Origin of the sequence: Asaia sp. As-1742 (assembly GCF_011753235.1) — a bacterium.
GTDB lineage: Bacteria > Pseudomonadota > Alphaproteobacteria > Acetobacterales > Acetobacteraceae > Asaia > Asaia bogorensis_B.
This window is the reverse complement of sequence record NZ_VWWA01000005.1, coordinates 41,285-53,067: the sequence shown is the minus strand read 5'-3', so window position 1 is coordinate 53,067 and position 11,783 is coordinate 41,285. Positions and strand designations below refer to the sequence as shown.

The 11,783-nt window shown below is 58.1% G+C and carries 9 protein-coding genes; 4 read left to right on the top strand and 5 right to left on the bottom strand.

All coding sequences use genetic code 11. The features are described 5' to 3' along the window. Nucleotides 1-23: 23 nt before the first annotated feature. A complete protein-coding gene (gene cls, locus F3J08_RS09585) occupies nt 24-1,472 on the bottom strand; it encodes a cardiolipin synthase (protein WP_166929596.1) in 1,449 nt (482 codons plus the stop codon). Between the two features lie 118 nt (nt 1,473-1,590). After that, entirely contained in the window at nt 1,591-2,103 is a 513-nt protein-coding gene (locus F3J08_RS09580; protein WP_166929594.1) for a hypothetical protein, read from the bottom strand. Between the two features lie 244 nt (nt 2,104-2,347). On the opposite strand from F3J08_RS09580, the gene F3J08_RS17395 reads away from it, so the two are divergent. Genes F3J08_RS17395 through cyoD form a run of 4 tightly spaced genes read left to right on the top strand, consistent with a single transcriptional unit; the run spans nt 2,348 to nt 6,348 of the window. Next, nucleotides 2,348-3,280 (top strand): ubiquinol oxidase subunit II, encoded by a 933-nt coding sequence (locus F3J08_RS17395; RefSeq protein WP_166929592.1) that lies wholly within the window; start codon nt 2,348-2,350, stop codon nt 3,278-3,280. A 55-nt stretch (nt 3,281-3,335) separates the two neighbouring features. Further along, nucleotides 3,336-5,381 (top strand): cbb3-type cytochrome c oxidase subunit I, encoded by a 2,046-nt coding sequence (locus F3J08_RS09570; protein WP_370458709.1) that lies wholly within the window; start codon nt 3,336-3,338, stop codon nt 5,379-5,381. Next, entirely contained in the window at nt 5,381-6,034 is a 654-nt protein-coding gene (locus tag F3J08_RS09565) for a cytochrome (ubi)quinol oxidase subunit III (RefSeq protein ID WP_122038951.1), read from the top strand. The genes F3J08_RS09570 and F3J08_RS09565 overlap by 1 nt, the downstream gene beginning before the upstream one ends. Then, a complete protein-coding gene (gene cyoD, locus F3J08_RS09560; protein WP_166929589.1) occupies nt 6,031-6,348 on the top strand; it encodes a cytochrome o ubiquinol oxidase subunit IV in 318 nt (105 codons plus the stop codon). Before F3J08_RS09565 ends, cyoD begins: the two co-directional genes overlap by 4 nt. Nucleotides 6,349-6,357: 9 nt before the next feature. On the opposite strand, the gene F3J08_RS09555 is transcribed toward cyoD, so the two are convergent. The 3 genes from F3J08_RS09555 to F3J08_RS09545 all read right to left on the bottom strand — a co-directional run bounded on the left by F3J08_RS09555 (nt 6,358) and on the right by F3J08_RS09545 (nt 11,631). Beyond that, entirely contained in the window at nt 6,358-8,451 is a 2,094-nt protein-coding gene (locus tag F3J08_RS09555) for a Hint domain-containing protein (protein ID WP_166929587.1), read from the bottom strand. A gap of 497 nt (nt 8,452-8,948) precedes the next feature. Further along, nucleotides 8,949-9,827, bottom strand: coding sequence for an SDR family oxidoreductase (locus F3J08_RS09550; RefSeq protein ID WP_166929585.1), 879 nt, complete (start codon nt 9,825-9,827; stop codon nt 8,949-8,951). Nucleotides 9,828-10,008: 181 nt separating this feature from the next. Continuing rightward, nucleotides 10,009-11,631 carry an NAD(P)/FAD-dependent oxidoreductase gene (locus F3J08_RS09545; protein WP_166929583.1) on the bottom strand — a complete coding sequence of 541 codons (1,623 nt, stop codon included), beginning with the start codon at nt 11,629-11,631 and terminating at the stop codon, nt 10,009-10,011. Nucleotides 11,632-11,783 lie beyond the last annotated feature (152 nt).

Genomic DNA, 11,783 nt, shown 5'->3' with positions numbered 1-11,783 from the left:
GTTTGCCCGAGTAACGCAGTCTCTTAAAGAACCGGGCCAATCATCGCGAGGGTGTTGTGCCAGAGCTGCCGGTACCACGGCCAGGCACATACATCGTCCAGCGTGATTTCGACCGCAGCATCCAGATAGCTTTGCTGACGCTCGCGTATCTGGCGGGTGAAATCAGGGTCGGCCAGCAGGATGTTATTCTCGAAATTGAGGTCGAAACTGCGTCGGTCGAGATTGGCCGAGCCAATGAGCGCCATGGCGCCATCGAGCGTCAGGGCCTTGGTATGAAGCAGACCGAGCGGATATTCGAAGATACGCACCCCAGCCTCAAGCAGCTCCTTGTAATAGCTGCGGCTTGCACCGGCGACGATCCATGAATCGTTTCGCGTCGGTACTGTCATGGTCACCTTCACACCCCGTCGGGCCGAAGCGCAGAGCGCGGCCTGAATGGGTTCGTCGGGCACGTAATAGGGCGTCGTGATGGTCAGCTCATCTGCCGCAGCGTTCATGAGCGAGACAAATATCTCGGGCATGGCCGCATAGCGCAGGGCGGCACTCGTGCCGATCACCTGCGCCACAAACCCCTCACCCTCGATCAGGGGGGCAGAGGCCAGAAGCGAACCGAGATCCTCATCCGTATGCGCCATCCAGTCCGTCGCAAAGAGATGCTGGTTCTGCAGCACGACCGGACCTTCGAACCGCGTCATCAGATCGACCCAGGGCGCAAATTTCGCCTTCACACGAAATTCCGGATCGGCGCAGTTCTGGCTGCCGCAATAGGTGACCCGGTTATCGATCACCACGATCTTGCGGTGATTGCGCATGTCCATGCGGCCATGGAGGGGCCAGGTCACGATGTTGCCAAGGGGCATGGCACGCACCAGATGCGCACCGGCCTGCTTCATGCGTACCCATGCCTCGTTATGGATCAGACGGCGCGAGCCAAGATCATCAGCCATCACACGGCAGGTCACACCGCGCGAGGCGGCACGACAGATCGCATCGATGATCTTGGTACCGTTATGATCGGTCAGCCAGATATAGAAGCAGATATGAACATGATCACGGGCCGCATCGATGTCATGCACCATCGCGTCTATGGCACTGTTGGAGTCTGGCAGCAGGCGCGCCTTGTTTCCCCCCTCGGGCGGGTAACCGCTCGCTGACTGGCCGACCCTGAAGAGCGGCGCAAGGCGCGGCGGCAGATGATATTTCTCTTCAGCATCGATCAGGGCTTCGCTGGTCTTGCCGGGAATACGGAGCGTCTTGCGGGCTTCGGTGATGCGGCTCACCAGCCTACTGCCCATATTGGTCTCGCCCAGCATCAGATAGGCGAGCGTACCCAGAATGGGCAGCGCCGCAATGATCGCGACCCAGGCAACTCGTGAGGCAGGCTGACGATGCGGGCGCATCAGGGCGCGCCCGATAAAGATCATCTGAACGATGAAGCTCAACGCTGCGCCAGTCAGGCGCCAGCCGGTCATTTCCATCCGCAAAAATCTCGATTGCTGAGGGGGTCAAGAGATGGGAACAAGGCAACGGTTCAGGTCCTGCGAACCGGGAAGCCCGCCCTCTACCCCGGTTCGGCGCCTGGCGCGGTTCTTACTGGGCCGCCAGCTTTTCGGTCTTGTCCGGCAGGATCCTGAAGCGCAGACGCATCACAGAGGCCCCAACATGGGCACCCTTGATGCTCATGGTCAGGTTGAGTTTGACGCCATACTGGTTCTCGAGCACCGCAGCCCCGACACCGGAGCCGATGGCGGCATCTGCCTTGACCGTCCAGTACGTGCCATCGAACTGATCAAGGCGAGCCAGATCGTTGACCGTGCCGGTGCCTTTGACGGTGATATAGCCTAGCGACGCGATCCCGCCCCCGCCGATCTCGAAGGCATAATCCCTGCCATTGTGGTGGAGGGTTCCCTTGCCCCATTCGTACCCCAGACCACCCCCGATTTCTTTCAGACTGAAGGAGATGGTGGAGTCAGTCGTGGCGGCGTCGGCTGGCTTTTCCTGCGGCAGGGCGGATGTCGCCATACCGGGCAATGCATGAGCGGTTGTGGCGAGGAAACACAGAGGGAGTGACGCGGCAAAAGCCGCAAAAGAACGTGGGGTCATGACCTTCGCCTCCTTTTTTTGTTCGCTCAGGCTTGCTGTTCAGACGCCTCAGCCACCGCGCAGTTGCCTGAGGCCCAGTGTAGCGCCGAAAGAACAGCCTGCCTATCGCCCAACCGGCAGGCGTTCCAACGCCTCAGGGGGCGAAAACATCAGACATGAAAAGACATTTTAAGGAGAAAAGAGGGAAACACTGATCACGATTCAGAGTTATCAGCCTGAACCCTTGCCATGGAACACGCCCCACGTGCCACGCCTCGCCCCGAACAGGTCGGCCCTGCGCCCTGGCCGACGTGTCCTTGCCCTGACAGCCATGGCACTGCCGCTCCTCCTGCTCGGCGGATGTCAGACAGACCATATCTCATTCCTCGCCCCCGCAGGCCCTATTGCAGCATTGCAGCGACACTGGTTCGAGCTTCTGGTTGCAGGCCTGATTCTGGTCATTCTGCCCGTGCTGATCGGCGTGCCGTTTTGCCTGTGGCACTACCGGGCTGAGAACAGACGAGCGACCTTCCGACCGGACTGGGATTTCGCCCTGCCCCTCGAATTTCTCGTCTGGGGCTTTCCTGCTGTTGTTGTGATTGCTTTCTCCCTGCTCGTATGGGGGCCAGAGCGTCGTTACAGCCCGGAGCAGCCAATCACCGACGGTGCTCCGCTCAGCGTGGATGTGGTGGCCCTGAACTGGAAATGGCTCTTTATTTATCCCGATGCGCATGTCGCGAGCCTTGACCATCTGGTGCTGCCCAAAGGGCGGGAAATCGTCTTTCACCTCACCTCCGATGCCACCATGCAGTCGTTCCTCATCCCGTCTCTGGGTAGCCAGATCTATGCCATGGCGGGCATGGTCACCCGGCTTCATCTGCTGGCCGACCGACAGGGCCGGTATCTGGGGGAAAACACCCAGTTCAACGGCATGGGCTTTCAGGATCAGAAATTCGCCGTCGATGTGGTGCCGCCCGACCAGTTCGAGCAGTTTCTGACGCAGGCCGGCCAGAGCACCCTGCATCTCGATACCCAGACCTATGACGCCGTGCGCAAGCAGGAAAACGGCCGCAAGACAGCGCAGACGCTGCTGCATGATTCCAATGCCACCATGGCCAGCTTTTCGGCCGTACCCGACACCTTCTTTCATGACATCGTCAGCCGCTACGACGACTCCATGCCCCATGATCACGGCTGAACTGCCGTGATCCCGCCGTTGTCCGTGCAACGCCCCCATGACCGGAGACCCGCTTTTGCGCCATTTTCTTTTTGGTGAGCTCGGCTATGACGCCCTGCCGTTTTATAGCGCAATCGCAACGGTTGCCGCGTCGGTGGTGGTGCTGGGGGCTTTGGCCGTGCTGGTCTTTGTCACCTGGCTGAAAGGCTGGAAGGCGCTCTGGACCGAATGGCTGACAAGCGTGGACCACAAGCGCATCGGCATCATGTATGTGGTGGTCTCATTCGTCATGCTGGCCCGCGCAGTGGTCGAGGCCGCTGTCATGCGTTCACAGCAGGCCGTAGCCTACAACAACCCCGGCTTCATTCCGCCGGAACATTTCGCCCAACTTTTCACCACGCATGGCACGATCATGATTTTCTTCATGGCCATGCCGTTCCTGATTGGCGTGTACAACTTCGCCATGCCACTCCAGATCGGCGCGCGGGATGTCTCCTTCCCCGCCATGAACTCCATCAGTCTGGGCCTGACCAGCGCAGGTGCGGTGCTGATGATGGTTTCGCTCTGCGTGGGCAAGTTCTCGACAGGAGGCTGGACCGGTTATCCCCCTTATACGGAGCTGTCATTCAGCCCCGGCGTGGGGGTTGATTACTGGATATGGGCGCTCACGCTCAGCTCCATTGGCAATACGATGACCGGCATCAATTTCGCCGTCACGATCTACAAAAAGCGTGCGCCGGGCATGACCCTGTTCCGTATGCCGCTTTTTGCCTGGACGGCGCTGTGCATCTCGATCCTGATGATCTTTGCCATGCCGCCGCTTACGGTCGCGACACTCATGCTGGCGATGGATCGCTATCTGGGCATGCATTTTTTCACGAACGAGCTTGGCGGCAACATGATGAACTACATCAACATGTTCTGGCTGTTCGGTCACCCCGAGGTCTATATCCTCATTCTGCCCGCCTTTGGTGTCTATTCCGAAACCATCGCGACGTTCTCCAACAAGCGCCTGTACGGTTACACCTCGCTGGTCTGGGCCACGATCTCCATTGCCGTTCTGTCCTTCACGGTATGGCTGCACCATTTCTTCACCATGGGGCAGGATGGGAACGTCAATGCGGTATTCGGCATTGCCACCATGCTGATTGCCATCCCCACCGGGGTGAAGGTGTATGACTGGCTGCTGACCATGATGCGCGGGCGCATAAGGACCAGCGTCCCCATGCTCTATGCCTGCGCCTTCATGGTACTGTTTGTGGTCGGTGGTGCAACCGGTGTCATGCTTGCCAATCCGGGCTTCGATTATCAGGTGCACAACACCCTGTTTCTCGTAGCGCATTTTCACAACATGCTCATTCCCGGCCTGCTTTTTGGCATGTTGAGCGCCTATCACTACTGGTTCCCCAAGGCATTCGGGTTCCGGTTGCATGAAGGTTGGGGCCGGGTAATTTTTGGTTGCTGGGTTGGCGGCTTCATTCTGGCTTTCATGCCGCTCTATATTGTAGGCGCGCTTGGCATGCCGCGACGGAGCCAGGAGTTTTTTGAGGCAGTTTACCGCCCTTATCTCTGGGTCGCGCTTTGCGGCGCATTGCTTGTCCTGTGTGCGCTGGCCAGCATGGTCATTCAGCTCTGGACCAGCATCCGTGATCGCCAGCGCCTCGCCGTGCCGGCCGGCGATCCATGGAATGGTCGCACCCTGGAATGGTCGGTGGCGGCACCGCCACCCGAATACAACTTTGCGCTTATTCCCCAGATCGACAGTGTCGATGCCTTTCATCAGGCGAAGAAGCAGCATACGGCGTGGCGCGCACCGGAGCATTATTACGATATCGAACTGCCTTCGAGCACGCCGGTCGGGTTTGTCTGCTGCGTGGCCAGCGGCGTGTTCGGCTTTGCGCTTGTCTGGCACATCTGGTGGGCGGTCCTCCTAGGCGCAGCGGTGTTTTTCGGGGCGATTATCGTACGCAGTTTCAACCGCAATACGTCCTATGTGATCCCGGCTGCGGAAATACGGGCGACCGAGGAACGCTGGCTGCTGACCCTGCGCGAAAGCCCGGCCATTTCCAATGATGCCATGTTTACGACCGCCAATCGCGGTCTGGTCAGGGAGCCTGTCTGATGGCGGCGGATGTTCACGGCAAAGGGCCGAGCCATATCGGTATCCGTCTGAGCCATTCAGCACCGGAATCACACCAGGAAGCTGTGCGCTCCCAGGCCGAGGAAGCTCTGTTCGGGTTCTGGGTCTTTCTGATGAGCGACCTCATCATCTTTTCGATGCTCTTCGCCACCTATGCGACGATGGGGCATTCTCTCGCCGGAGGGCCCGGCCCGCATGAGCTGTTCGATCTCTCCTCCGCAGCGTGGGAGACCGTGGCACTCCTTCTGAGCAGCTTCACTTGCGGTCTTGCAACGCTGGCCATGCGTTATGACCGCTCGACGGGCAAGACACTATTCTGGTTTGCAATCACCCTGGCGCTGGGCATCGTGTTCCTGTCGCTTGAGCTGCATGACTTTCTGAGCATGGCGCAAAAAGGCGGTGTTCCGTCGCGATCCGGCTGGCTCTCGGCAAGCTGGGCGCTGATCGGCACGCATGGCCTGCATGTCACGAGTGGCTGCATCTGGATGCTGATCATGTTTGCGCAGGTCGCGAAATTCGGCCTCGATCCGCTGGTGCAGACACGCTTCATGCGCCTGGCCCTGTTCTGGCATTTTCTCGATATTGTCTGGATCGGGATTTTCTCGATCGTCTATCTGCTGGGAGCCCTGTCATGAGCGATCGTCATGCGCAGGAGCGCCGTCAGGAACTGCACGGCTACATCATCGGCCTGGTGCTTGCACTACTCCTCTCCGCCATACCTTTTGTAGGTGTCATGCTGGGGCTGTTACCGCGCCCGAGCCTGATCTGGATCATCGCCCTGCTGGGGCTTGCTCAGGTCGTGGTGCATTTCCGGTTCTTCCTGCACATCGACCTGTCACGCTCCCATCGTGACGACCTGCAGCTGGTCCTGTTTTCGCTGCTGATCGTCATCCTGATGGTGGGTGGAACGCTATGGGTGCTCGGCAACCAGCGCCATATGATGGGTTAGGGCGTCCAGTCAGGCAGCCCGTGAGTTACGGACGGTATGCCTTTCGCAATACGGTCCGGCGGCGACGATGCGTACGCTGAGCAGCGCAGGATCGTCCTGTGCGGGCAAGTCGAGTGGCAAGGTGGCGTGACCCAGGGTCCAGCGACAATCTCCTCCTTTTTCCCCGTCCCATCCCGGCAAAGTTTCCCGTTCCAGATGGGTCCGTATGGCATGCGTGCCATCCGGGCGATAAAGCGTGATGTCACCGACCAGTACGCCGAGCTCGCGACGATCATCGACAAAGGGGCCCAGCGTATCGAATGGTCTTGCGCTGTGTGAAACAAGGCGAACGCGCTCAACGCCAGGGGGGAGTGTAAACACGACCCGGTCACCCGAGCGACGTCTTTGATCGATACGCCAGCCGCTATCTGTCACCAGATACAGACCATGATCAAACTCCATTTCTTCGGGCGTTTTATGCTCTGCGTGGCATCGCCCAAGAATGGCGTTGAAGATCGGCTCGACGAAATCGCGATCAACCCGCAATGGGGCGGCACCATGAGACGCCCAGCTCCGATAGCGAGGCTGCCCATGGCCGGCTCCCTCGTTCAGCGGTGTAACCGTGTCAAGAAAGCTTTCGGTAAGCACATTGTTCGCGCGTATTATACCATGATTCTCTAATTCAATATGGTAATATTCATAAGTCTCCATCTCGTATTCATAATGGATTGACTTTCCATTAACGAGCATTCGTACAGGAACGAAGCCCCCGTCGAAATAAAAACAATGCTCACTCGTTACAAGAAGATCCTGATCAGGCAGACGCAAACCCAGGCTCCCGGCACAGACACGGACCGGATAACCAGCCCGATCGTCATCGCGCAGGGGCTGAACCACCGCTCGAGCCTTGAAGAGACGGGAGATCCTCTCAGCGCAGGCCACATTGTCTCGATACACTGTGATTTCCTGACCGACCGCGAGGGTTTCGATTGCATGCCGCCCCTCGGGCGTTTCAATCAAGGCGCCCGCAAGGAAGCACGTGGTTGCTGAACCGCCGTAGATCGACAGCCCGCCCCCAGATGTGATGACCGGATCGATGACTGTTGCGCCGCTACTGATCACCATAGGTCCACCGTCAGAGAGCTGAGGACTAATGATGGTTGCCCCGCTCAGCGCATAAGCGCTGTCGACACCGTATCCACTGTTGAGAAAAGTGTCCCGGACCGAACTTGCACCCGAACTGAAGTAAACCGGGTTCGAGTTCAGCAGGTTGCCACTCGTGACACCTCCCCCGTTAACATAAACGTAGCCATTCCTGATTTCGGAATTGAGCAGGAGACCACCGCTCAGCACAGAAACTGTTGGCAGCCCGCTGTCTGCCAGAAGGCCTGAGACCGTTGCGCTCGCCGTAACGTAAAGTGTGCCCCCATTCATCCGGATGGGACCATCAACTGTTCTTGTACCAGCCGCGTTGGTATAAACCGTTTTGGTTCCATTCCAGACTGCGGACCATACCCCCGTGACCAAAGTCGCACCGCTTGTCGGTATGACGGGTGCTGAATTGACGGGCTTGCCAACGACCGTACTGATGAAAGCCGAGCCACCTGGCTGAATATTAAGATCAGTCACAACCGCCCCGGAACTGAAGGTAGCGGTCCCCCCGGATGAAACGATCACGCCATTGACGGTCGCCCCTGAATAAAAAACCATCGGGCCACCAGCCGACGTCGTGGCATTGCTCACGACAGAGCCTGCGCTGAAGAAAGCCGTGTCGGCTCCATAGCCGGGTCCTGCATAGAATGTATCGTCAATCGACTTGGCCCCGCTGAAATAATAAGCGGGATCGGAATTGAATACGCTTGCGCTCGTCGTAGCGCCTTGCAGAGCCGAAACGTAGCCGTTCGTAATGGTCGAGCTGAGAAGAACGCCGCCAGAAGACACAATAACCGTGGGTATGTTTCCGGAATTGGTGACACCCGAGGCCGTCGCGCCACTCAGCACATAAAGGGTTGCCCCACCGACAAGCTGGACGGGGCCATTGTAAGTCGTAGCACCACTCTGGAAGATAGTCTGACCTTTTGCATCAAGGACTGCTGACCAAGTGCCTGTGATGTTCGTGGCCATTCTGAAGCTCCTTCAAGCGCTCTAGGCATTAACGCTCATTGTGCCTGGGTTCCCGATCACAAGATCAAGTTCCCGCGGCAAGAGCTGGGTCTTTCTATTCACACTTTGATAGATTTGCTAATTAGAAACAGGAAATGATGATCACATTTTCCTGTTGTAACGATGAAGTTAACTAAAGTTCCATTATGTGGATTTGGGAATAACTCATAAATCCACGTCTATCAACGATATTACTAATTCTAATAGTGTTCGATATGTGATATTTCATTTCCATTTCCGGAAATCATCAATATAACATTACACAAAATATCACGATAATAATATAGTTGTATATGAAAGTATTGGTATATACGAAAAACAAGAACGTTCATTTCCGAAATGCAGAAAATATGAGTCCATGTATTAGGTTATGCATCCGTCTGAACTCGAAAGAAAATGCCCGAAACGAATCCTGTTTCGTTTCGGGCATCGCTTGAAACCAAAAAAACCAGCAAGCTTCAGAGTTGCGGCATGCCGCCATGCACTGGCAGCAAGGCCCCTGTCGTGTAGCTGTTGTTCGGGTCTGCCAGATAGACATAGGCTCCCGCCAGTTCAGCTGGCTGGCCAGGACGCCCCATGGGGGCCTGCGAGCCGAAATCCTTATGCTGTTCGGGCGGCATCCCGGTTGCCATGAACGGTGTCCAGATCGGGCCGGGGAGTACTGCGTTTACGCGGATACCCTTCTCGACCAGGCTTCCGGCAAGCCCAACGGTGAAATTGGCAATCGCCGCCTTGGTCATGGAATAGGGAATAAGAATGGGCATCGGCGTGCGTGTGTTCACCGATGAGGTATTGATGATCGAGGCCCCCGGCTTCAGATGCGGCAGGGCTGCCTTCGTGATGTAGAACATCGCATGGATATTGGTGTCGAAATGGCGGCGCCATTCCTCATCCTCGATATCCAGAAAATTTTCTCTTGGATGCTGGAAAGCGGCGTTATTGACCAGAATATCGAGCCCACCGAAGGCCTCGACCGTCTGGCTCACCAGATGCTCGCAATGGGATTTCTCGCGGATATCGCCGGGCAGGAGGAGGCAACGACGACCGGCCTTCTCCACCGATCGCGCAATATCCTGAGCGTCCTGCTGTTCGGCCTCGAGATAAGACAGGGCGATGTCTGCCCCTTCTTTTGCGTAGGCGACAGCCACAGCGCGCCCGATGCCGGAATCACCCCCTGTGATCAGGGCGACAAGACCGCTCAGGCGATTACTGCCCTGATAGCTCTCATCACCATAATCGGGCTCGGGCGTCATTCGGGCGGAGACACCCGGAAACTCCTGCGGTTGCACCTCGAAAGGAGGGCGGGGATAACGCGTGCGGGGATCGATAAGGGTCATGATGGCTCAACTTCTCGAAAGATGATGAGCCTGCAACGGCGGCCAAACGACGCGGTTCTGCCTATTTATTATCGCGCTGCCATGCAACTCGTGGGCCGGACCGCGGGCACAGTGAAATTACCCCGCCCCATGCAGAACAGATGCTACCCCTTCATATGAGCGAATATGCCGCCGCCGAGACTCAGCCCTCGGCACTGGCCTGAGCGCCCCAATGATCCCCGATCACCCATTCGGCGGCGCGTATGCCATCGATACCCGCCGAAAGAATACCCCCGGCATAGCCTGCGCCCTCACCCGCCGGGAAAAGACCGACCAACCCAAGGCTCTGCCCCGTTTCGTCACGCGGCATCCGGATGGGCGACGAGGTACGTGTTTCCACCCCGGTCAGCACGGCATCGCCCATCGAGAACCCCTTGAGCTTGCGCTCGAAAGCCGGCAGCGCCTCGCGAATGGCCTCGACCGCGAAATCTGGCAGGCAAAGCGATAGATCCGTTGGTGTTACACCCGGCTTGTAGGAGGGCACGACCTCACCCAGATGGGTCGAGGGGCGATTGGCCAGAAAATCCTCAACGCGCTGGGCGGGTGCGCGATAATCCCCGCCACCCGCGACAAAGGCAGCCCGCTCCCAGTGACGCTGGAACGCAACGCCGCCCAGCACATCCCCCGGATAGTCACGCTCGGGCGAGACATCCACCACAATACCGGCATTGGCGTTGCGCTCGGCGCGCGAATACTGGCTCATGCCATTTGTCACGACCTGTCCCGGTTCGGAGGTAGCGGCGACAACCGTGCCACCAGGGCACATGCAGAAGGAATAAACCGCCCGACCGTTTTTTGCATGATGCACAAGCTTGTAGTCGGCCGCACCCAAAAGCGGGTGGCCACCCTGATCGCCAAAGCGTGCGCAATCGATCAGCGATTGCGGATGCTCGATACGCACCCCGATGGAGAACGGCTTGGGCACCATGGGCACGCCCGCATCCCGCAGCATCTCGAACGTATCGCGCGCGCTGTGACCAACCGCCAGAATGGCGCGGTCGGTATCGAGCGTGCTGCCATCGGAAAGAACGAGCCCCGTCAGGCGTCGTGGTTCGCCCTCGGTACGCAGACCATCGACACGCACACCAAAACGATACTCGCCCCCCAGACGCTCGATCTCGGCACGGATATGCTCCACCATCGAGACCAGCCGGAATGTTCCGATATGAGGTTTGGAAACGTAAAGGATTTCCTCCGGTGCGCCTGCCTTGACGAACTCTTCCATCACCTTGCGGCCCAGATGGCGAGGATCACTCACGCCGCTGTACAGCTTGCCATCCGAGAAAGTCCCTGCCCCACCTTCGCCGAACTGCACATTGCTTTCAGGAGTCAGTTCAGAGCGACGCCAAAGGGCAAACGTATCCACCGTGCGCTCACGCACGATCTTCCCGCGCTCGATAACGATGGGCTTGAGACCGGCCTGCGCCAGAACCAGCGCTGCCATCACACCGCATGGCCCGGCGCCGATTACCACGGGACGAAGAGGACCTGGTTCAGCCGAAAGCGCCTTGTAGCTTATCTCTGGCGTCGGCATGACCGAGACCGTGTCTTCATGGGCTGCAAGAACGACGTCTTCATCCCTGACCGCGCAATCGACGCTGTAGATCAGCATGATGCGCCCACGCTTGCGGGCGTCATAGCCACGCCGCGCAATAGTGAACGCGGTCAATGCCTCGGATGGCACGCCGAGACGCTGAAGAATGGCCTCGCGCAGGGCATCGTCTGAATGGTCGAGAGGGAGCCTGAGTTCTGTTAGCCGGATCATGTGGGCTGCAAGTCACGAACTGGGCGTATCTTGTCAAGAAGAATAGCGCGATCTGCCTCGATCTGACAGGTTACACCGGCAGGACGAGGCCTCCTCTGCACAATGCAGCCTTATGTTGTCGCCATCGGGATACGTGCCCACTGCATTGCTGA

Bases quoted from the DNA above. Each gene is read 5' to 3' on its own strand.
- F3J08_RS09555 (WP_166929587.1), bottom strand. From the start codon at position 8,451: ATGGCCACGAACATCACAGGCACTTGGTCAGCAGTCCTTGATGCAAAA.
- F3J08_RS09545 (WP_166929583.1), bottom strand. From the start codon at position 11,631: ATGATCCGGCTAACAGAACTCAGGCTCCCTCTCGACCATTCAGACGAT.
- F3J08_RS09550 (WP_166929585.1), bottom strand. From the start codon at position 9,827: ATGACCCTTATCGATCCCCGCACGCGTTATCCCCGCCCTCCTTTCGAG.
- cls (WP_166929596.1), bottom strand. From the start codon at position 1,472: ATGACCGGCTGGCGCCTGACTGGCGCAGCGTTGAGCTTCATCGTTCAG.
- F3J08_RS09580 (WP_166929594.1), bottom strand. From the start codon at position 2,103: ATGACCCCACGTTCTTTTGCGGCTTTTGCCGCGTCACTCCCTCTGTGT.
- F3J08_RS09565 (WP_122038951.1), top strand. From the start codon at position 5,381: ATGGCGGCGGATGTTCACGGCAAAGGGCCGAGCCATATCGGTATCCGT.
- cyoD (WP_166929589.1), top strand. From the start codon at position 6,031: ATGAGCGATCGTCATGCGCAGGAGCGCCGTCAGGAACTGCACGGCTAC.